Source organism: Pseudomonas sp. SORT22, from assembly GCF_018417635.1.
Classification (GTDB): domain Bacteria; phylum Pseudomonadota; class Gammaproteobacteria; order Pseudomonadales; family Pseudomonadaceae; genus Aquipseudomonas.
In genome coordinates this window covers 1,946,617-1,965,254 of the sequence record NZ_CP071007.1, presented here as the reverse complement: position 1 = coordinate 1,965,254, position 18,638 = coordinate 1,946,617, and the positions used below count along the sequence as shown (strand labels likewise).

Sequence of the window (18,638 nt, the reverse complement as noted above, 5' to 3'; positions counted from 1 at the left end):
TCAGCTGTCGAGCTCAGCCCAGCGCTCGACCAGCACGTCCAGTTCGCCCTGCATCTTCTCCAGGCTTGCCAGTACGGCGCTGGTCTGCTCGATCGGGCGCTGGTAGAAGGCCGGGGCAGCAATTTCTTCCTGCACCGCAGCCATCTTCTGCTCCAGTGCGTCGATCTGGCCCGGCAGGGCTTCGAGCTCGCGCTGCAGCTTGTAGCTGAGCTTTTTCTTCGGCGCGTCAACCGCTGCTGGTGCTGCTACCGACGCAGGTGCCACGGCCTCGACCACTGCCGTGTTGAGCTCGGACTTGCCCGACTTGCTTTCGGTGACGCCGAGCAGCTTCGGCGAACCGCCCTGGCGGATCCAGTCCTGGTAGCCACCGACGTATTCGCGCACCTTGCCCTCGCCTTCGAACACCAGGGTGCTGGTGACCACGTTATCGAGGAAGGCCCGGTCGTGGCTGACCATCAGCACGGTGCCCTTGAACGCCGACAGCACTTCTTCGAGCAGCTCGAGGGTCTCGACGTCGAGGTCGTTGGTCGGTTCGTCGAGCACCAGCAGGTTGGCCGGCTTGCTGAACAGTTTGGCCAGCAGCAGGCGCGCACGCTCACCACCGGACAAGGCCTTGACCGGCGTGCGGGCACGCTGCGGGCTGAACAGGAAGTCGCCCAGGTAGCTCAGCACGTGACGGCTCTGGCCGTCGATGTCGATGAAATCGCGACCTTCGGCGAGGTTGTCGATCACGGTCTTTTCCAGGTCCAGCTGATGGCGCAGCTGGTCGAAATAGGCCACTTCCAGACGGGTGCCGGACTCGACCTTGCCGCTGGTGGGCTCAAGATCGCCGAGCATCAGCTTGAGCAGCGTAGTCTTGCCGGTGCCGTTGGCGCCGAGCAGGCCGATGCGGTCTTCGCGCTGCAGGACCATGGAGAAGTCCTTGACCAGCTGCGGGCCGTTGGGGTGGCTGAAGCTGACATTTTCCAGGACCATCACCTGCTTGCCGGATTTCTCCGCGACATCAAGCATGATGTTGGCCTTGCCCTGGCGCTCGCGGCGTTCGCTGCGCTCAACACGCAGGGCCTTGAGGGCGCGTACGCGACCTTCGTTGCGGGTACGCCGGGCCTTGATGCCCTGGCGGATCCACACTTCTTCCTGGGCCAGCTTCTTGTCGAACAGGGCGTTGGCGGTTTCTTCGGCCGCCAGCGCCGCCTCCTTGTGCACCAGGAAGCTTGCGTAGTCGCCGTTCCAGTCGATCAGGCCGCCGCGGTCCAGCTCGAGGATGCGCGTGGCCAGGTTCTGCAGGAAGGAACGGTCGTGGGTGATGAACAGCACGGCGCCGCCGAAACCACTGAGGGCATCTTCAAGCCAGGCAATGGCGCCGATGTCCAGGTGGTTGGTCGGTTCGTCGAGCAGCAGCAGGTCAGGCTCGGACACCAGCGCCTGGGCCAGCAGCACGCGGCGGCGCCAGCCACCGGAGAGCTCGGCCAGGGTCTTGTCGGCCGGCAATTGCAGGCGGCTCAGGGTGCTGTCAACCAGTTGCTGCAGGCGCCAGCCATCGCGCGACTCAAGGTCGTGCTGGACATGCATGAGCTTTTCCAGGTCGGCATCGCTATGGATGTTCTGGCTCAGGTGGTGGTATTCGGCCAGCAAGGCGCCGACGCCATCGAGACCTTCGGCTACCACGTCGAACACGGTACGGCCGTCAGCCACCGGCAACTCTTGCGGCAGCTCGCCGATCTTCAGGCCCGGGGCACGCCAGACGTCGCCTTCATCAGGCTTCTGATCGCCCTTGACCAGGCGCAGCATGCTCGACTTGCCAGTGCCGTTGCGGCCGATGATGCACACCCGCTCACCACGGGCGATCTGCCAGGACACCTTGTCCAACAACGGCGTGGCGCCGAACGCAAGGGACACATCGCTTAATTTGAGCAGGGTCATGATCTTCTCCAAAAACCGGGCGCGCATTCTACCCGACTTGGGCCGGCTTCACATTAAGCAGCGCGTCCTACTGTACCTTCCGACGACGGGCCGCTTCTTTACAACCAGATACAAGCACAATGCTTTCATCCGCCTGTTGCAACCGGCTAAGCTAAGGCAATGCAACTCCAACAGTGCTGGCTTCGCCGTCACTTTTCATGGTCAAACTGCCCGGAAGTCTCATGCGCAGCCGCCTGTTCTGCCTCGTATCCAGCCTGCTTCTCACTGCCTCGGCAGTGGGTGTCGCCCAGGCCACCGACATCACCCAGCAACGTCAATACTACGATGAAGCCAAACGCGCCCTGGCCAAGGGCGACAAGGGCCCGTACCTGCGTTACGCCGATGCCCTGCGCGATTATCCGTTGACGCCTTACCTGGCCTACGACGAACTCACCGCCCGGCTTAAAACTGCCAGCAACGACGAAATCGAGAAATTCCTCGCCGCCCACGGCGACCTGCCCCAGGCTAACTGGATGAAGCTGCGCTGGTTGCGCTGGCTGGCCGAGCGCGGCGACTGGGCGACCTTCACCAAGTACTACGATCCAAAGCTCAATTTCACCGAGCTGGACTGCCTCAACGGCCAGTACCAGCTCAGCCACGGCCTGCGCGCCGAAGGCTTCGCCAGCGCCGAGAAACTCTGGCTGGTCGGCAAGTCGCAACCGGCTGCCTGCGATGCCCTGTTCGAACGCTGGGCCGCCGAAGGCCAGTTGACCGAGCAAAAACGCTGGGAGCGCGCCAAGCTGGCGGCCCAAACCCGCAACTATGCGCTAGCCAACACCCTGGTCAAGAGCCTCAACACCCTGGCGCCGCAGGGCCGCCTGCTGATCGACGTGGCGCAAAAGCCCGAGTTGCTCAACCAGCCTGGGCGCTTCACTCCGGTCAACGAGGCGATGTCCGACGTGGTCAGCCTCGGCCTGCGCCGCTTGGCCCGCCAGGACCCGGAGCGGGCCATGAGCCTGCTCGATGACTACGCCAACCGCATGCATTTCTCCCGCGACGAAAAGGTCGCCATCGCCCGCGAAATCGGCCTGACCCTGGCGCGCCGCTACGACCCGCGGGCGCTGGATCTGATGACCCGCTACGACCCTGAGCTGCGTGACAACACCGTCACCGAATGGCGCCTGCGCCTGCTGCTGCGCCTGGGCCGCTGGGAAGATGCCTACGAGCTGACCAAGCGCCTGCCCCAGGACCTGGCCAGCAGCAACCGCTGGCGCTACTGGCAGGCGCGCAGCCTGGAGCTGGCGCAGCCGAAGAACCCGCAGATCCCGCTGCTGTACAAAACCGTGGCCCGTGAGCGCGACTTCTACGGCTTCCTCGCCGCCGACCGCGCGCAAACCCCCTACCAGTTGAACAACAAGCCGCTGGTACTCAGCCAGCAGCTCATCAACAAGGTTCGCAACACCCCTGGGGTCAAACGTGCACTGGAGTTCCACGCCCGCGGGCAGATCGTCGACGGTCGCCGCGAGTGGTATCACGTCAGCCGGCACTTCAACCGTGACGAGATGGTCGCCCAGGCCAAGCTGGCCTATGACATGCGCTGGTACTTCCCGGCCATTCGCACCATCAGCCAGGCCAAGTACTGGGACGACCTGGACATCCGCTTCCCGATGGCCCACCGCGACACCCTGGTGCGCGAGGCCAAGGTGCGCGGCCTGCATTCGAGCTGGGTGTTTGCCATCACCCGCCAGGAAAGCGCGTTCATGGACGATGCCCGCTCAAGCGTTGGCGCCAGTGGCCTGATGCAACTGATGCCGGCCACCGCCAAAGAGACCGCGCGCAAGTTCAGCATCCCGCTGGCCTCGCCGGCGCAGGTGTTCAACCCGGACAAGAACATCCAGCTGGGCGCTGCCTACCTGAGCCAGGTGCACAGCCAGTTCAACGGCAACCGCGTGCTCGCCTCGGCCGCCTACAACGCCGGGCCAGGCCGGGTACGCCAGTGGCTAAGGGGAGCCGACCACCTGAGCTTTGACGTTTGGGTCGAGTCGATCCCGTTCGACGAGACACGCCAGTACGTGCAGAACGTGCTGTCGTATTCGGTGATCTACGGGCAAAAGCTCAATTCGCCGCAGCCGCTGGTGGACTGGCATGAGCGGTACTTTGACGATCAGTGATTGATGCCATCGCGGGGCGACGCCTCGACTTGCCCCGCGATAGAAGTCCACAGCCGAACTACTCCAGCACCGTCACTGCCATCCCCACCTCAAGCCTTCCTACCCCATCGGCCACCAGGTTCTGGCCAAACAGCACATCGCCTTCCTTCTGCCGGTAGGTTTGCAAAGTCGCCAGTGGTTCACGGTCCGGACTGCGTTCGCCGGTCTGCGGGTCGATGGTGGTCATGATGCAGCGCTCGCAGGGCTTGAGCACCCGGAACTCGACCTCGCCGATACGGATGCGCTTCCAGCCATCCTCGGCAAAGGCAGCACTGCCCTCCACCACCAGGTTGGGACGAAAGCGCAGCATCTGCAGCGGCCGCCCGACCTTCGCTACCAGGTCATCCAGCGATGCCTGGCCAATCAGCAGCAAGGGAAAACCATCGGCGAACGCCACACGGTCGCTGTTCAGGCCATACCCACTGGGCAGGAAGCGTGCACGTTGATCGGGCACGTAAACCAGGCGCACGTCCTTGCCGATAAATGCACTAAGCCACTGCGCGGCCGCATCGCCGGCATCGGGTACGCGAAAGGTGTCGCGCCAGATAGTGATACCGCGCAGGTCGTTTTCGGGCTCGGGTACGGCCACATGCAGCGTGGGATGGCCCGGCGCCTCAAGGGTGAGGCTGCCATCGGCGTTGTGCAGCGCGGCCAGCTGGGTCATCTGCGGGTACATGCGCTGGGTCAGGAAGCGCCCGTTGGCGCGCTCCACGAGCAGCCAGCGGCGGTCCCCGCTCAACCCCAGAAGGTCCAGCGAGGAAGTCTGCAGCGCCTCACCGCGCGCTGATTTGAGCGGGTATCGGTACAACGCACTGAGGCGCATCATGACCTGCCTTGTGTCGGTTAAAGCCCTAGCTTATACCGACTCAGGCCGTGGCTTCATCCAGCATCAGCCGCTGGCGCACGACATCGACCAGCTTGTCGGGCTGGAACTTGGAAAGGAAGTTGTCGCAGCCGACCTTCTTCACCATCGATTCGTTGAAGCTGCCCGACAGCGACGTGTGCAGCACCACGTACAACGAACGCAGGCGCGGGTCGTTGCGGATTTCAGTGGTCAGGCGGTAGCCGTCCATTTCCGGCATTTCGGCATCGGTGAAGACCATCAGCAGCTTCTCGCAGACATCCTCGCCGGCATCGGCCCAGCCCTTGAGCATGCGCAGCGCCTTGAGGCCATCGCTGGCCACATGCATTTTCACTCCCAGTTGCGACAAGGTGTCGCGCAACTGCGCCAGGGCCACGGTAGAGTCGTCGACCAGCAGTACTTCGCGGCCGCGGGCACGGGCCAGCACCGGGTCTTCGAGTTTGTCGCGCGAGACCTTGGCGCTGTACGGGACGATTTCCGCCAGAACCTTCTCGACGTCGATGATTTCCACCAGTTGCTCGTCGACCTTGCTGATCGCCGTCAGGTAGTGCTGGCGACCGGCGCTGGTCGGCGGCGGCATGATGGCTTCCCAGTTCATGTTGACGATACGGTCGACGCCGCCGACCAGGAAGGCCTGCACCGAGCGGTTGTATTCGGTGACGATGATGGTGCTGCCCGGGCCTGGCTCCAGCGGGCGCATGCCGATGGCCTGGGACAGGTCGATCACCGGCAGGGTCTGGCCGCGCAGGTTGACCACGCCGCAGACGTACGCATGGCGCTGCGGCATCAGGGTCAGCTTGGGCATCTGCAGCACTTCCTGGACCTTGAACACGTTGATCGCGAACAGTTGCCGGCCAGCCAGGCGGAACATCAGGATTTCCAGGCGGTTCTCGCCCACCAGCTGCGTTCTTTGGTCTACCGTGTCGAGAATGCCAGCCATCGAAGAGCCCCCAAGGTGTGTCGAAAATGATCCCAATGGCCCTGTATCGGCCGTTTGCCGCAGAGCTTGACCCTGTGAAGAAAATGCTCCGCAGCCCATTGATGTCATTTTACCATCATGCTTTACTGCGCTCACCTCTCCGCTGTCGCAAACACCCGCAAAGGGTCGTATCGAAAACACCGCATCAGGGAATCCCCTAGTGACAATCGGGTGAGACCTGATGTTCGCAATATCCATTAGCCATTAATGTGACGCCATTCTCATTGCATGAACGGAGTCAGGCTTTTGTCAGCGATCGCCTCATGGTGGCCAGCCCCTGCTCCAGCCTTACGCGCTGGAGCCAAATGATGGCTAACGACGCACTGCACAACAGCGCCCTGCAGGATTTCCTGATCGACGCCCAGGTGCTGCTGACCAAGGCAGAGGAATGCCTGCTGCACCTGCAACTGATCGACAACGATCCGGATGCCTGTTACTGCCTCAACGATACCCTGGCCACCCTGGTAGAACGCGCACAGGCCCTTGGCCTGGTCGAGGTCGCAAGCTACAGCCAACATCTGCAGGCACTGCTGGAACCCGCACAGGCGCAACCGGCATTGCAAGGTGAAGCCCTGCAAGCCCTGGAAAGCTGCCTGACCCTGCTGGCCTGGCAGCTGGAGTTGATCGATCCGCACACCGGCCGCCTGAGCCTGGATACCGAGGAACAGGTGCAGTTGCTCGACACCCTGGCCACCGCTCTGAGCCCGCAGGAGGCTCTGGCCTGCGACTCTTGCATCGAAACCCGGCACACTTGCGAACACCCCGCCCCTTCAATGGCTGCGCCCACCAGCGCGAACGCCACTGCACTTTCTTCGCCAACCAGGGGCAACTAAGGGACATAACAATACTGCCCCGGCGAGATTAACCAAGCCTGTGACGAGTGCACACTAAGACCCAACTTAGTGTATTTCCAGGTCTCTCTAATTATCTGCAACAAACATTTCGTTTAATTGATTTCGGGCAAAATCCCAGCCCCGCAAACTGATGGCAAAATGCTAGATTCGAAGACAATCGGAACCGTCGTACCAGCCCGTAAAATCTGGCTATTCAGTCAGTTATCAGAGTTCGCGACCAATTGTATTTGAAGTGATACCATGCGCGCTGATGGACACATGCACCTTACCCGGATCTCCCCAGACACCGCGTGCAGACTTTCATCGCGGTTACCCCGGCGCCGGCATTTAAACGTTATTGAAGGCAATTCGACAAACGCCTCTAGTTCGACCTTTGCAAGGCTTTCAACAGCGATATTTCAGTGGCTTCAATTTCTATGTTCTCAAGCCTCAAGACACTCAAGCGCTGGCACCCCGGAGCCTCTCTGTTGCGCTGGGCAACCGCCCTGCTGTGCCTGGCTTCGGTTGCCGTCAACCTGGCCTTGTACCTGCTTGAGCAACCGCTGCCAGGCATCGCCCTGGCCCTGCAACTGGTTGCCCTGTCGAGCATTGCCTGGCAACTGCGCCAGTGGGCGCGCTCGATTGCCCTGCGCCCGGCGGAACTGGCCGACCGCCTGCTCAAAGTGCAGGAAAGCGAACGCCAGCGCCTGAGCCGCGAACTGCACGACGATATCGGCCAGTTGCTGACCGCCGCCAAACTCCAGGCCGACTGGCTCGCGCGCCGCGCCCCGAGCGAGCTGCAGGAGCACTGCAAAACCTTGCGCAGCACCCTGGACGACACCCTGGCCAGCGTGCGCGATGTTTCGGCCATCCTCAACCCAAGACAACTGTCCAGCCTGGGCCTGGAAGCCAGCCTGCGCGCGCACCTGCTGCGCGCCCTGGAAAACACCGAGGTGCACTGGAGCCTGGAATGCCGCCAGCGCCTGGGCGGCCTCCCGGAAGATATGGCCATCGCCGCCTTTCGCATTACCCAAGAGGCGGTGACCAACATCCTGCGTCACGCCAAGGCAAAGAACCTGGTGGTGCGCATTCAGCGCCAGCCCGAAGGCCTGGCGTTGTCGATCAGCGATGACGGCCTGGGCTTTTCGCCCGCCAGCAGCCCAGCCGATGAAGGCCAGCGCGGCATGGCCGGAATGCTCGAGCGCGTCGGCCTGCTCAATGGCACACTGTCGGTCAACAGCCAGCCCGGCCTGGGCACCCAGATCGACGCCCTGTTCCCCTGGCCTGCGCGCACCCTCGAACGCGCCAAGACAAGTAACGTCCCATGACCTGTACATTGCTGTTGGTCGATGACCATTCACTGATTCGCGCAGGTGTGCGCGCGCTGGTGTCCGACATTCCCGGCTATGCCGTGATCGGCGAAGCCAACGACGGCAGCCAGGTGCCGGAACTGGTCATGCAACTGGACCCGGACATTGTCCTGCTGGATATCTCCATGCGCTGCACCAGTGGCCTGGATGCCCTGACCCGCCTGCGCGCCCTGGGCTGTCGCAGCAAGGTACTGATCCTCTCCATGCACACCGACCCGGAGCTGATCATGCAGGCCCTGGAAAGCGGCGCCCATGGCTACCTGCTCAAAGACACCACCGCCACCGAGCTTGAGCAGGCACTGGCAGCACTGCGCGGCAACGAGCGCTACCTGAGCCCGGCGATTGCCCACACGGTAATCAACCAGGCCCTGCTGCGCGCCCAGTCGGGCAAGCCGGAGACAGCGGAAAAGCACAACCTCACCGCCCGCCAACTGGAAATCCTGCGCCTGATCGTACGCGGCAAGTCGACCCGGGAAATCGCCCAGGGCCTGGGCTTGAGCATCAAGACCGTGGAAACCCACCGCTCGCAGATCATGAAACGCCTGCAGATCTACGACGTCGCCGGCCTGGTGCTGTTTGCCGTGCGCGAGCAAATCATCAGCCTCGACGACTGAGCAGCGGCGAGTCGACCGGCAGGTGCACGCGCAAGGCCGCAGGCAGCACTTCAAAACGCAGGTTGTCGCCCTGCAGGGGCTCACCATCGAGGTTGATGTCCAGGCCTTGCGAGCTTCTGATCTCGACCCATGGCAAGCGCGCACGGACAAACATGCTGTCCAGCCCCAGGCCATCGCTGAGCAGGCCGCGCAAGGTGCCGACCACTTCCTGGGGTGCCGGCAGGATGCTGATGTCGAGCAAGCCATCATCAACCTGCGCCTGGGGGCACAGCGCATGCCCGCCGCCGGCCTGCCGCCCGTTGCCGATGCCCAGCGCCAGCAACTCACCCTGCCACTGGAAATCCGGGCCGTGCAGTTCGACCGACGCCGCGCGCAGCTCGCTGAAGCGCGACAGGCCGGTGAACAGGTAGGCTGCCGCACCCAATACCTTTTTCAGGTCTTCGGAGGTATTGGCGGTAACCTGGCTGCCGAAGCCACCGGTGGCCATGTTCAGGAATACCTGCCCACCCACCTCGCCCAGGTCAATGGCCCGGGCCGGTACTTCCAGCAGCATCAGCGCCTGCGCCGGCTCCAGCGGCACGCCGGCAGCCTTGGCAAAATCGTTGGCGGTACCCAGCGCCAGCAACACCAGGCTGGCGTCAGCGTCGGCACGCACCATGGCCTCGGCGACATCGCGCAGGGTGCCATCGCCACCCGCAGCCACCAAGTGCGGGTAGCCGGCGGCCAGCGCTTCTTCGACCAGGCGCTGGGCGTCGCCCCCCTCCCAGGTCAGGCGCACGTCCAACTGCCAGCCGCGCTCTCGCATGCCGGTCACCGCAGCACGCACCTCTTCGTTCATGGCCTGCTTGCCATGCAGGATCATCAATGCCTTTTGCTGCGCCATGTGTGCGTTCCCCGATGAATTGAGCGTCGAGTATCTCGACCGTTTCCGGCGTCCCTTTACTGCATTGCAGGTAACGTTTCAGCAGAGTTTCGCATGCCATTCACACAAATATCATTGAAAGCTTCGTCGCCGAGGGGCATCATTCGACAAATATTTGGCCTTCATGGACGATGCCGGTGGTAAAAGTCATTTTATTGACTCATTGCGCAAAAGCCTGCCAGGTTGCTCTGTTTACTTTTGCTGCACTGCCCAGGCAGTGCCCCTGACTCGAGGCTGTGAGATGAGTGTTCTGATCCCTTGCATCATCGCTGGCGGCGCCGGCACCCGCCTGTGGCCGGTATCGCGCGAAACCATGCCCAAGCCGTTCATGCGCCTGCCCGACGGCCAGAGCCTGCTGCAGAAGACCTTCGCCCGCGCCAGCCGCCTGGCCGATGTCGAACGGATCCTGACGGTGACCAACCGCGAGGTGTTCTTCCGCACCCAGGACGAATTCCGCCAGCTGAACAAGGCCAACCTGGCCCTGGACTACATCCTCGAACCCTTTGGCCGCAATACCGCCGCCGCCATTGCCGCTGCCGCCCTGCACTGCGCCCGGCTGTACGGTGAGGATGCGCAATTGCTGGTGCTGCCAGCCGATCACCTGATCAACGACCTCAGCGCCTTCGACCAGGCCGTCAGCCAGGCCCGCTTGCTGGCTGCCCAGGGCTGGCTGACCACCTTCGGCCTGCTGCCGACCCGTGCTGAAACTGGTTTTGGCTACATCGAAAAAGGCCAGGCCCTGGATGCCCACGGCTTCAGGGTTGCCCGCTTTGTCGAAAAGCCCGACGCCGACACCGCCCAGCAGTACCTCGATGGCGGCCAGCACCTGTGGAATGCCGGGATGTTCTGCATGCGTGTCGACGCCATCCTGCATGAGCTGGAACAGCACGCCCCGCAACTGCTGGCGGCGGTCAATCACTGCCTGGCCCTGAGCCCGTGCAAGGAAGGCGCCCGCGAGTGTCAGGTGGAACTGGACCCGGACAGCTTCGCCCTGGTGCCAGACATTTCCATCGACTATGCCGTGATGGAGACCTCGCAACAGGTCGCGGTACTGCCCAGCCAGCTGGGCTGGAGCGATATCGGCAGCTGGGAGGCGGTGCGTGAGCTCAAGGCCGGTGATCATCAGGGCAATCGCTGCACCGGCGAAACCGTGCTGCACGATGTGCACAATTGCTATATCGACTCGCCACGGCGCCTGGTCGGCGCGGTGGGCCTGGACAACCTGATCATCATCGATACCCCCGATGCCCTGCTGATTGCCGATGCCGCGCGCAGCCAGGAGGTCAAGGTGATTGCCCAGCAGCTCAAGCGCCAGGGCCACGACGCGTTCCGCCTGCACCGCACGGTCAACCGCCCGTGGGGCACCTACACGGTGCTCGAGGAAGGCCCGCGGTTCAAGATCAAGCGCATCATGGTCCGCCCCGAGGCTTCGCTGTCGCTGCAGATGCATCATCACCGCAGCGAGCACTGGATCGTGGTCAGCGGCATGGCCTGTGTGACCAATGGTGAAGAGGAATTTCTGCTCGATACCAACGAATCGACCTTCATCAAACCCGGCCGGGTACACCGCCTGACCAACCCGGGGGTGATCGATCTGGTAATGATTGAAGTACAAAGTGGCGAATACCTGGGCGAGGATGACATCGTGCGCTTTACTGATATCTATGGACGCGCCCCGGAGCCAGCCGCAAGCTGATTCCCCCGGCGCGTCCATTTTTATCTGCATGCCGTTACCCGCCTGAACACAGAGGAAAGGGGTCATGCGCGTACTCTGGACACTACCCTACCTGCCCTGGCCCACCACCAGCGGCGGTAAAACACGGCAATACCACCTGCTGCGCAGCCTGGCGCAGCGGGGTCACCGCATCACCCTGCTGGTGCAATCGAAAATCCCGCCCAGCGACGCGGCCCGACAGGCCTTGGAACCTTTGCTCGAACGCCTGATCGTGCTACCCAGGCGCCCCTTCCACAGCCCCCTGAACCTGCTGGCGGCGATCTACCCCAGCTATCCGATGCGCGCCAGCATCAATGGCCTGGCGCCGCACCTGCGCCACTGCTTCGAGCAATTGCTGGAAGAGCCCTGGGATGTCATCCAGATCGAGCACAGCTACAGCTTCCAGCCGTTCGAAAAGGCCCTGCAGGCTCGCGGGCTGCCGTTCGTGCTCAGCGAGCACAACATCGAATCGGTCAATGGCGCCGCTTGCCACGACCGCTTGCCACTGTGGCTGCGACCGTTCAATGCCTTTGATCGCTGGCGTTACCGGCGCTGGGAAAACCGCGTGCTCAGCCAGGCCCATGAAGTGGTAGCGGTCAGCCCAACCGACGCCGAACACATCAGCCAGGCGACCGGCGCTGCGGTGTCGGTGGTGATCAATGGCGTGGATTGCGCGCATTACCAGGATATCCAGCCGTCGCTGTGCAGCCAGCGCCTGCTGTTCGTCGGCAATTTCGAATACGGCGCCAACCTTGAAGCCATCGAATGGGCCCTGGAAGACATTCTGCCGCAAGTCTGGCTGAGCAACCCCGCAGTACGCCTGGCCGTGGTTGGCCACGCCTTGCCGCCCAGCTGGAAACTGCGCTGGAGCGACCCGCGAATCGAATGGATTGGCTACCTGCCTGACCTGCGCGAGCTGCAACGCAACTCGGCGATCTTCTTTGCGCCGCTACGTTATGGCGGCGGCTCGAAGATCAAGATACTGGAAGCCATGGCCGCCGGGCTGCCGGTGGTAACCACGGCCAAGGGCGTGTCAGGCCTGCAGGTGACCCATGGCGAGCACTACCTGGCCAGTGACGACGGCGACCAGCTGGCGTTGATGATTAACCAACTGCTCAATCAGCCCTGGCGCCTGCGCCAGCTGTCGCAAGCGGCGCGGGAGTTTGTCTGCAGCCGCCACGACTGGAGCATCGCCGCTGCCCAGCTGGAAAGCGTGCATGCGCGCCCCAGCCTGCGCGCGCCGAGCGGTGCCACCCTGGTGGGCGACACCCTGCTCAGCCGTTCAACCAAGTAGCTCGCTCAAGGGAATGAACTGCACGATATCGCCCTTGCCCGGGGTCTGGCCCTCACGGACTTCGACCAGGCCCTCGGCCCAGGCGGCGCTGCGCAGCACCCCCGAACTCTGGTTCTTGTAGATCAATGCGCTGCCCTGCTCCAGTCGCCCGCGCAGGTATTCGCGGCGAGTGCCAGCCTTGGGCCAGTCGAACCCGGCCGGCACCGCGAACTGCAGCGGCGTGACCTCGGTAACGCCCTGGCGGCGCAACAGGTAGGGGCGGGTCAGCAGGCCGAAGGTCACCAGGGTCGAAGCCGGGTTACCCGGCAAGCCAATGACCGGCACGCCCTTGTAATGACCGAAGGTCAGCGGCTTGCCCGGCTTGATTGCCAGCTTCCACAGCGACAGTTCGCCCTCTTCACGCAGGGCGATGCCCAGGTAATCGGCCTCGCCCACCGAAACACCGCCAGTGGAAAGAATCAGGTCGACATCATGCAGGGCGGCCAGGCATTTGCGGGTTTTCTCCAGGTCATCGGCCAGAATGCCAGCGTCGATCACCTCACAGCCCAGGCGTTGCAGCCAGCTGCCGAGCAGCCGCCGGTTGCTGTTGTAGATCTGCCCGGGCCCCAGGGGCAAGCCGGGCTCGACCAGTTCGTCGCCGGTCGACAGCACAGCGACCTTGACCCGCCGCACGACGCTCAGCTCGGCGCACCCCAAGGAAGCCGCCAGGCCCAGCTCGATCGGCCCCAGGCGCGTACCCGCGGCCAAAACCGCCTCGCCAGCGCGGGTTTCCTGCCCTTGCGGGCGAATGTTCTGACCGACGCGCAGCGCCTCGGTAAAGCGCACGCGCTGATCGTCCAGGACGTCGGCGTTTTCCTGCATCTCAACGCAATCCGCCCCCACCGGCACCGGCGCCCCGGTAAAGATCCGCGCACAGGTACCCGGCTGCAACGGCTCGGGTGAATGCCCGGCGAATACCCGCTGGCTGACCGTCAAGGGCTCGCCCGTCCAGTCGGCCAGGCGCAGCGCGTAGCCGTCCATGGCGCTGTTGGGCCAGGGCGGCAGGTCGAGGCTCGAGACCAGCTCATGTGCCAGCACGCGGCCCTCGGCGTCGGCCAGGGCGACCTGCTCGGTAGCGGTGATAGGCGCGGCTTCGGCCAGCGCCAGCAGTTTTGCCAGGGCGTCTTCGACCGGCATCAGTTGAGTGTGCATGGGCGCCTCAACCACGGCTTTCGCAGGGCGCGGCCTGCTTGAGGTGGGTGACGAAGTTGCACGGGCGATGACGGGCGTCGAGCTGCTCGGCAAGGATGCCGTCCCAGCCGGTGCGCACGGCGTTGGTCGAGCCCGGCAGGCAGCACACCAGGGTGCCGTTGGCCAGCCCGGCCAGGGCCCGGGACTGCACGGTGGAGGTGCCGATATCGGCCAGGGAGATGTGCCGGAACAGCTCGCCAAAGCCATCGACCTGCTTGTCCAGCAGGCAGGCCACGGCTTCCGGGGTGCTATCGCGCCCGGTAAAGCCGGTACCGCCGGTGATCAGCACCACCTGCACCTGCTCATCGGCGATCCAGGTGGCGACCTGGGCGCGAATCTTGTACAGATCGTCCTTGAGCAGCACCCGCGCCGCCAGAGCGTGGCCGGCCTCGCTCAGGCGGTCGACGAACACCTGGCCGGAGGTGTCGGTTTCCAGGGTGCGGGTATCGCTGACCGTCAGGACGGCAATGTTCAGCGGCACGAAAGGTACATCTGCCTTGGCTTTCATGGGACCTTGAATCCATTGATAGGAACGAATGAGCGGTGTTATATCACAGCCCTGCCTGCCTCGCGCCCGCCAGCGGCCCAGGCATTGTTGCCGGTCAATAATGCTAGATTGCCGCTATGCTGAAATCTGCATGGAACTTGCGCAGGCGCCATGCGTCTCAAGAAACATTACGCACCATCCTTTACTGGAGAAACACAATGATTCAACGGACTCTTCCCGCTTTCCTGCTCGCCCTGGGTCTTGGCACTCTGGCTGGCTGCGCTTCGCCGACCGTCATTACCCTGAACGACGGCCGCGAAATCCAGGCGGTCGATACTCCGCAATACGACGAAGACTCGGGCTTCTACGAATTCGAACAACTGGACGGCAAACGCACCCGCATCAACAAGGACCAGGTCCGTACCGTCAAGGACCTGTGAGCTGATCGACAGGCCGCCTCTGGGGGCTTGTCGAGGAGAAGATTTTGAGTAATATTTTCTCCATCGGAGTGTAGCGCAGCCAGGTAGCGCGTCTCGTTCGGGACGAGAAGGCCGCAGGTTCGAATCCTGTCTCTCCGACCACTTTACTCAGCAAAAAGCCCGCCCTCGCGCGGGCTTTTTCGTGCCTGGCAGACGAGCAGCAGTGGCCAGCATTGCGCGGCGGCGACGCTGCCAGCAGAATGCGCGCCTTTTTGAACATTAAGGTTGATTCACATGCGTAAGACTCTTGCCGCCCTGACCCTGGGCCTTTTGTGCGCACAAGGCGCCATGGCCGGTGATGGCCAGACCGCTGTAGGCGGTGGCCTGGGTGGTGTTCTGGGTAACGTGGTCGGGCAGAAGCTTGGCGGCAGCACCGGTGCGGCCATTGGTGCCGGCGTCGGCGGCGCGGCAGGCAGTGCCATGGGCGCGAAAAAAGGCAACAAGACCAAGGCGGCCATTGGTGGCGGCCTGGGTTCGGCCGGTGGCTCGCTGGTCGGCGGCAAGCTCGGTGGCAGCACCGGCTCGGCAATTGGCGCAGGCCTGGGCGGCGCGGCTGGTGGTGCGTTGGGTAACAACCTGGCGGACAGTCATCGCAAGAAACGCCACTGATCCGCAACCGAGTAGCCGGCGATATTTTTGCCAGGCCAGAAACAAACAAGCCCCTGAACAGGGGCTTGTTTGTTTCTGGCAAAGCGAAAGCTTACAGCGCAGGCTCAGCCTGTACCGCAGCCGCTTCTTCCGGCAGCACCGGAACGTACAGCAGGTTCAGACGCGAACTGCTCCACTCACGGGTCTTGTTGGTCAGCTCAAGGTTGTTGTTGAGCTTCTGGCCGTAGGTCGGCACGATTTCCTTCAGCTTGGCCTGCCACTCAGGGGTCTTGATGCGATCCTTGAAGGTCTTTTCCAGCACGCTCAGCATGATCGGCGCAGCGGTCGAAGCACCTGGCGAGGCGCCCAGCAGCGCGGCAATGGTGCCGTCCTGGGCAGCAACGACTTCGGTACCGAACTGCAGGATGCCGCCGTGCTCAGGGTCCTTCTTGATCACCTGGACGCGTTGACCGGCCTGCAGCAGTTTCCAGTCTTCGTTCTTGGCGTTCGGGAAGTACTCGCGCAGGGCCGCCATGCGGTCATCGAAGCTCAGCATCAACTGACCCATCAGGTAGGTGCTCAGGTCGATGTTGTCGATACCGGCGTGGGTCATCGGCATGATGTTGTGGGTGGTCAGCGCAGCGAACATGTCCAGCAGCGAGCCGTTCTTCAGGAACTTGGTCGAGAAGGTGGCGAACGGGCCGAACAGCAGCACTTCCTTGCCGTCGATCACGCGGGTGTCCAGGTGCGGAACCGACATTGGCGGCGCACCAACCGAAGCCTTGCCGTACAGCTTGGCTTTGTGACGGGCAACGATGTCCTGGTTGTCGGTCATCAGGAACTGGCCACCGACCGGGAAGCCGGCATAGCCGTCAGCTTCAGGGATGCCCGATTTCTGCAGCAGCTTCAGCGCGCCACCACCGGCACCGATGAAGACGAACTTGGCCTTGATGCTGCTCTCGACGCCCTTGTTGGCCAGGTCAGCGACGACCACGGTCCAGGTGTTGTCGGCGTTACGGACGATGTCACGGACTTCGTGCTGGACGTGCAGCTTGACGTTGTCGTGCTTGGTCAGCGAGGCGAACAGCTGGCGGGTGATCTCGCCGAAGTTGACGTCGGTGCCGATCGGCATGCGGGTGGCGGCGATCTTCTGGTCGGCAGCGCGGCCTTCCATCACGATCGGTACCCACTTCTTGATCTGCTCGTGGTCTTCGGAGTACTCCATGCCACGGAACAGCGAGCTGTGCTGCAGGGCTTCATGACGCTTCTTGAGGAACTCGACGTTCTTGTCGCCCCAGACGAAGCTCATGTGCGGCACGTTATTGATGAACGAGGTCGGGTTGCTCAGCACTTTCTGCTCGACCTGGTAGGCCCAGAACTGCTTGGAGATCTCGAACTGCTCGTTGACGCCAACGGCCTTGCTGATGTCGATCTTGCCGTCGGCACCTTCGCTGGTGTAGTTCAGCTCGCAGAACGCGGAGTGACCGGTACCGGCGTTGTTCCAGGCGTTGGAGCTTTCTTCGGCGACCTTGTCCAGGCGCTCGTAGATGTCGATCGACCAACCGGGCTCCAGCTCATTGAGGTAGGTACCCAGGCTTGCACTCATGATGCCGCCGCCGATCAGCAGCACGTCTACGGTTTTCTCGGGCTCACTGGGCTTGGAGCAACCGATGACACTCAGGCACAGGAGCGTCAGCAGGATTTTTTTCATAGTTCAATCCAATTGAAGTGAAGTAATTGGCAATGACCGCAGGTCCCGTAGTGCACGCCCGGATTCTTGTTGTTGCTCGCGCAGTCCAAGGCTTAGCGTAGCTGGTGCTCGGGCAATCGGCCCGGACACCCGCGCACTGGATGGCGGCTGGGGTTGTTCGATGGATCGGGAACGGTCGTCACGCCAGACGCGGGGCATGGCCGCCGCTGTCAGGGTGGGTCGCCTTAAAGCAGGAAGCGGGCCAACTTTTACAAGACCAACGGCTAATAGCTAGGACGTGTCGTCGCACCCCAACTTTAACGGTTTAGCTGGCGATAATCCGCCACATTGCCGGGCCTTTACCGCTGGATGTGGCGGATTTCCCCCGCTTTTGCTCAAGCACTCAGGCGCGCAGTGACCTCCCCCAACTGCCCGGACAAGCCGTGCAAGTGCTGCCCGGCCTGCTCGGTCTGCTGCACCGCCTGCTGGTTGGTGGTGGCAATCCGGGTAATTTCCACCAGGTTGCGCGAGATGTCCTCGGCAACACTGGTCTGTTCTTCCGCCGCCGTGGCGATCTGCCGGTTCATGTCGCGGATAGCCTCGACGGCAACGGTGATGCGCTGCAGCATCTGCCCGGCCTGCTGCACCTGCTCGGCGCCCTCCTCGCTGCGTTGCTGGCCGCTCTCGATGGCTTTTACCGCCGCCACGGCGCCGGACTGCACGGCGCTGATGATCTGGTTGATCTCGGCAATCGACGCGGCCGTACGCTGGGCCAGGCTGCGCACCTCATCGGCGACCACGGCAAAGCCGCGTCCGGCCTCACCGGCCCGTGCCGCCTCGATGGCGGCGTTGAGCGCCAGCAGGTTGGTCTGCTCGGCAATCGCGCGGATCACTTCCAGCACCTTGCCGATGCGGTCGCTGTCGGCTTCCAGATGGCGAATCACCTTGGCGGTGTCGGCAATTTCCTGGTTGACCCCGGCAATGGTGGCAATGGTTGCCTGCATCACCTGCTCGCCGGCCTGAGCGCTGTGGTCGGCTTCATCGGCGGCGCGCGCGGCGTCGGCGGCATGGCGGGCGACTTCCTGGGCGGTCGCCGACATTTCATGCATGGCCGTAGCGACCTGGTCGGTACGCTGGAACTGGTCGTCGGTGCCGCGGGCCATGTTGCCGGCAATGCCGCGCAGCTCGCCGCTGGCACTTTCCAGCTCACCGGCATTGCGCTGCAGGCGGCTGAAGGTGTCGGCAAGAAAGTCGCGCAGAGTATTGGCCGCCACCGCCAGCCGCCCCAGCTCATCCTGGCGATCGCTGGCGACCCGCGCGGCGAAGCGCCCCTGGCTCAACTGCGCGACATAATCGATCAAGCCACGGATCGGCTCGATCAGGCTGCGGTTGACCAGCCACAGACTGAACAGCCCGACCAGCAACGCCGAGCCGAACATCACCAGCAGCCCCAGCCAGACCGTA

The 18,638-nt window shown here is 63.2% G+C and carries 16 protein-coding genes, 1 tRNA gene and 1 pseudogene; 9 read left to right on the top strand and 9 right to left on the bottom strand.

From position 1 onward, the window contains the following. Complete coding sequence (locus JYG36_RS09225) at positions 1–1,923, bottom strand: ATP-binding cassette domain-containing protein (RefSeq protein WP_213603648.1); 1,923 nt, start codon at positions 1,921–1,923, stop codon at positions 1–3. Between the two features lie 221 nt (positions 1,924–2,144). Between JYG36_RS09225 and JYG36_RS09220 the strand changes: the two genes are divergently transcribed. After that, the gene (locus JYG36_RS09220; protein WP_093380758.1) at positions 2,145–4,073 is read left to right on the top strand and encodes a transglycosylase SLT domain-containing protein; all 1,929 of its coding nucleotides are present in this window, start codon (positions 2,145–2,147) and stop codon (positions 4,071–4,073) included. Positions 4,074–4,131: 58 nt separating this feature from the next. On the opposite strand, the gene JYG36_RS09215 is transcribed toward JYG36_RS09220, so the two are convergent. Further along, entirely contained in the window at positions 4,132–4,938 is an 807-nt protein-coding gene (locus tag JYG36_RS09215) for an MOSC domain-containing protein (RefSeq protein ID WP_082075398.1), read from the bottom strand. Between the two features lie 40 nt (positions 4,939–4,978). After that, positions 4,979–5,914, bottom strand: coding sequence for a chemotaxis protein CheV (locus JYG36_RS09210; RefSeq protein ID WP_038994319.1), 936 nt, complete (start codon positions 5,912–5,914; stop codon positions 4,979–4,981). A 347-nt stretch (positions 5,915–6,261) separates the two neighbouring features. On the opposite strand from JYG36_RS09210, the gene JYG36_RS09205 reads away from it, so the two are divergent. The 3 genes from JYG36_RS09205 (at position 6,262) to JYG36_RS09195 (ending at position 8,770) form a co-directional block, all read left to right on the top strand. After that, entirely contained in the window at positions 6,262–6,786 is a 525-nt protein-coding gene (locus JYG36_RS09205) for a histidine kinase (RefSeq protein WP_213603647.1), read from the top strand. Positions 6,787–7,274: 488 nt separating this feature from the next. Next, positions 7,275–8,114 carry a sensor histidine kinase gene (locus JYG36_RS09200; RefSeq protein ID WP_371128641.1) on the top strand — a complete coding sequence of 280 codons (840 nt, stop codon included), beginning with the start codon at positions 7,275–7,277 and terminating at the stop codon, positions 8,112–8,114. Then, positions 8,111–8,770: a response regulator gene (locus JYG36_RS09195; protein ID WP_045194934.1), complete on the top strand. Its 660-nt coding sequence runs from the start codon at positions 8,111–8,113 to the stop codon at positions 8,768–8,770. Before JYG36_RS09200 ends, JYG36_RS09195 begins: the two co-directional genes overlap by 4 nt. Here JYG36_RS09195 and yegS read toward each other — a convergent pair. Beyond that, entirely contained in the window at positions 8,754–9,653 is a 900-nt protein-coding gene (gene yegS / locus JYG36_RS09190; protein WP_045194936.1) for a lipid kinase YegS, read from the bottom strand. The two genes, JYG36_RS09195 and yegS, sit on opposite strands and share 17 nt — an antisense overlap. 280 nt (positions 9,654–9,933) lie before the next feature. Here yegS and JYG36_RS09185 point away from each other — a divergent pair, with 280 nt between their 5' ends. Both JYG36_RS09185 and JYG36_RS09180 read left to right on the top strand, forming a co-directional pair. Beyond that, positions 9,934–11,388 carry a mannose-1-phosphate guanylyltransferase/mannose-6-phosphate isomerase gene (locus tag JYG36_RS09185; RefSeq protein ID WP_213603646.1) on the top strand — a complete coding sequence of 485 codons (1,455 nt, stop codon included), beginning with the start codon at positions 9,934–9,936 and terminating at the stop codon, positions 11,386–11,388. A gap of 64 nt (positions 11,389–11,452) precedes the next feature. After that, positions 11,453–12,700 (top strand): glycosyltransferase family 4 protein, encoded by a 1,248-nt coding sequence (locus tag JYG36_RS09180; RefSeq protein WP_045194940.1) that lies wholly within the window; start codon positions 11,453–11,455, stop codon positions 12,698–12,700. On the opposite strand, the gene JYG36_RS09175 is transcribed toward JYG36_RS09180, so the two are convergent. Together JYG36_RS09175 and moaB are read right to left on the bottom strand one after the other, a co-directional pair. Continuing rightward, complete coding sequence (locus JYG36_RS09175; protein ID WP_213603644.1) at positions 12,689–13,891, bottom strand: molybdopterin molybdotransferase MoeA; 1,203 nt, start codon at positions 13,889–13,891, stop codon at positions 12,689–12,691. The genes JYG36_RS09180 and JYG36_RS09175 overlap by 12 nt on opposite strands. A gap of 7 nt (positions 13,892–13,898) precedes the next feature. Beyond that, positions 13,899–14,438, bottom strand: a complete 540-nt coding sequence (moaB, locus tag JYG36_RS09170) for a molybdenum cofactor biosynthesis protein B (protein ID WP_045194944.1) — start codon at positions 14,436–14,438, stop codon at positions 13,899–13,901. Between the two features lie 197 nt (positions 14,439–14,635). On the opposite strand from moaB, the gene JYG36_RS09165 reads away from it, so the two are divergent. The 3 genes from JYG36_RS09165 to JYG36_RS09155 all read left to right on the top strand — a co-directional run bounded on the left by JYG36_RS09165 (position 14,636) and on the right by JYG36_RS09155 (position 15,505). Then, positions 14,636–14,857 (top strand): YgdI/YgdR family lipoprotein, encoded by a 222-nt coding sequence (locus JYG36_RS09165; RefSeq protein WP_010223359.1) that lies wholly within the window; start codon positions 14,636–14,638, stop codon positions 14,855–14,857. Positions 14,858–14,921: 64 nt separating this feature from the next. Then, positions 14,922–14,998 (top strand) — tRNA-Pro (locus tag JYG36_RS09160). Positions 14,999–15,130: 132 nt separating this feature from the next. Continuing rightward, positions 15,131–15,505, top strand: coding sequence for a bacteriocin (locus JYG36_RS09155; protein WP_038994310.1), 375 nt, complete (start codon positions 15,131–15,133; stop codon positions 15,503–15,505). 91 nt (positions 15,506–15,596) lie between these two features. Here the strand turns inward: JYG36_RS09155 and mqo are convergent, their stop codons facing one another. The 3 genes and pseudogenes from mqo to JYG36_RS26765 form a co-directional block, all read right to left on the bottom strand. Next, entirely contained in the window at positions 15,597–17,195 is a 1,599-nt protein-coding gene (gene mqo / locus JYG36_RS09150) for a malate dehydrogenase (quinone) (protein ID WP_045194946.1), read from the bottom strand. A 374-nt stretch (positions 17,196–17,569) separates the two neighbouring features. Beyond that, positions 17,570–18,274: a methyl-accepting chemotaxis protein gene (locus tag JYG36_RS26770; RefSeq protein ID WP_371128672.1), complete on the bottom strand. Its 705-nt coding sequence runs from the start codon at positions 18,272–18,274 to the stop codon at positions 17,570–17,572. 228 nt (positions 18,275–18,502) lie between these two features. Beyond that, positions 18,503–18,613, bottom strand: a pseudogene (locus JYG36_RS26765) (hypothetical protein); the annotation flags it as partial. Positions 18,614–18,638: the final 25 nt, after the last annotated feature.